The sequence below is a fragment of the Streptomyces oceani genome (genome assembly GCF_001751245.1).
In the GTDB taxonomy this organism is placed as follows: Bacteria; Actinomycetota; Actinomycetes; order Streptomycetales; family Streptomycetaceae; genus Streptomyces; species Streptomyces oceani.
Genome location: NZ_LJGU01000115.1, coordinates 132,262 through 133,943, shown reverse-complemented (window position 1 = coordinate 133,943; position 1,682 = coordinate 132,262). Strand labels below are relative to the sequence as shown.

At 74.6% G+C, this 1,682-nt stretch carries 1 protein-coding gene; it reads left to right on the top strand.

What is annotated here, in order from left to right; genetic code table 11:
* Positions 1-1,682 (top strand): zinc-binding dehydrogenase (locus tag AN216_RS09715; protein WP_170843077.1); only part of this gene is annotated, 1,682 nt, incomplete at both ends.

The following is a 1,682-nucleotide window of genomic DNA, read 5'->3' as shown; positions in this document are numbered from 1 at the left end:
GGGCCGCGCTGCCGTTCGCCTGGCGAGGCGTGCGGTTGCACGCCTCCGGTGCGCGGGAGCTGCGGGTGCGGCTCACCCCGTCCGGGGATCGGGTGGCCCTCTCGGTTGCCGACGGGACGGGGACGCCCGTCGCCTCTGTCGAGTCGCTCGTGCTCCGTCCGTTCTCCGCCGGCCAGCTGTCGGCGGCCCCCGCCGACGCGTTGTTCGAGGTGGAGTGGATCGTCGCGCCCGGCTCGGCTAGCGACGAGGCGACTCGTACACCCGACGGCGCCCTCCCCGAGACGCACCGCGACCTCAGCACGGTTCCCGAGCCGGCACCGGAGGACGTGCTGGTCACCCTCGAACCGGGCGAGGCCACCGGGCCGGCGGCCGTACGCGAGGCCACCGTGCGCGCGCTGACGCTCGTGCGACGGTGGCTGGAGGACGAACGGTTCGACGCCTCACGACTGGTGCTCCTCACACGGGGCGCGATGGTGACCTCCCCGGGCGACGGCGCGCCCGATCCGGCGCTGGCCGCGGTCTGGGGGCTCGTGCGGACCGCCGAGACGGAGAATCCCGGGCGGTTCGCGCTCATCGACACCGACGCCACCGACGCGTCCCACGCCGCCTTGGCCGAGGCCGTACGCAACGGCGAGCGGGAGAGCGCGCTGCGCCGAGGCCAGCTCCGGTTGCCGCGGCTGGCACGCCCGACGCCCGCGCCCCTCGTCCCGCCCGAGGGCGCGTCCTGGCGGGTGGACGTGACCGGCTCCCGGTCCCTGGACGCGCTGGCGGTGGTGGAGTCCGCCGAGGCGGTACGCGAACTGGGCGCGGGAGAGGTGCGGGTGGCGGTACGCGCGGCGGGCGTGAACTTCCACGACGTGGTGGTGGGCTTGGGGCTGGTGGACGGCGAGTCGGTGCTGGGGAGCGAGGGCGCCGGCGTGGTGGTCGACACTGGCCCCGAGGTCGCGGACCTTCGTGTGGGGGACCGGGTCACGGGGCTGTTCCCGGGCGCGTTCGCCCCGATGGTGGTGGCCGAGGCGCGCGCCTTGGTGCGGATGCCCGAGGAGTGGTCGTTCGTGGCGGCGGCCGGGGTGCCGGTGGCCTTCATGACCGCGTACTACGGGCTGGCCGACCTGGCGGGCCTACGGCGCGGCGAGTCCGTACTGGTGCATTCCGCCGCGGGCGGCGTCGGCATGGCCGCGGTGCAACTGGCGCGTGAGTGGGGCGTGGAGGTGTTCGCGACGGCGTCGCCCTCGAAGTGGGACCAGGTGGTCGCGGGCGGTGTCCGCCGGGAACGGGTCTTCTCCTCCCGTACGACGGACTTCGCGGCGGGGGTGCTGGCGGCGACCGGCGGTCGCGGCGTGGACGTGGTGTTGAACTCGCTGGCGGGGGAGTTCGTGGACGCCTCCCTTGATGTGCTGGCGTGCGGCGGGCGGTTCGTGGAGATGGGCAAGACGGATATCCGGGACGGGGAGCGGGTGCGCGCCGCGTACCCGGACGTCAGCTACCGCGCGTTCGACCTGGCCGAGGCCGGACCGGCACGACTGGGCGAGATGCTGCGCGACGTCGTGCGGTTGCTGGAGAGCGGTGTCCTGCGCCACCCGCCGGTGTCGGTGTGGGACGTGCGACGCGTGCCGGAGGCCCTGCGGTTCATGAGCCAGGCACGGCACGTGGGCAAGGTCGTACTCACGATGCCGGTGGTG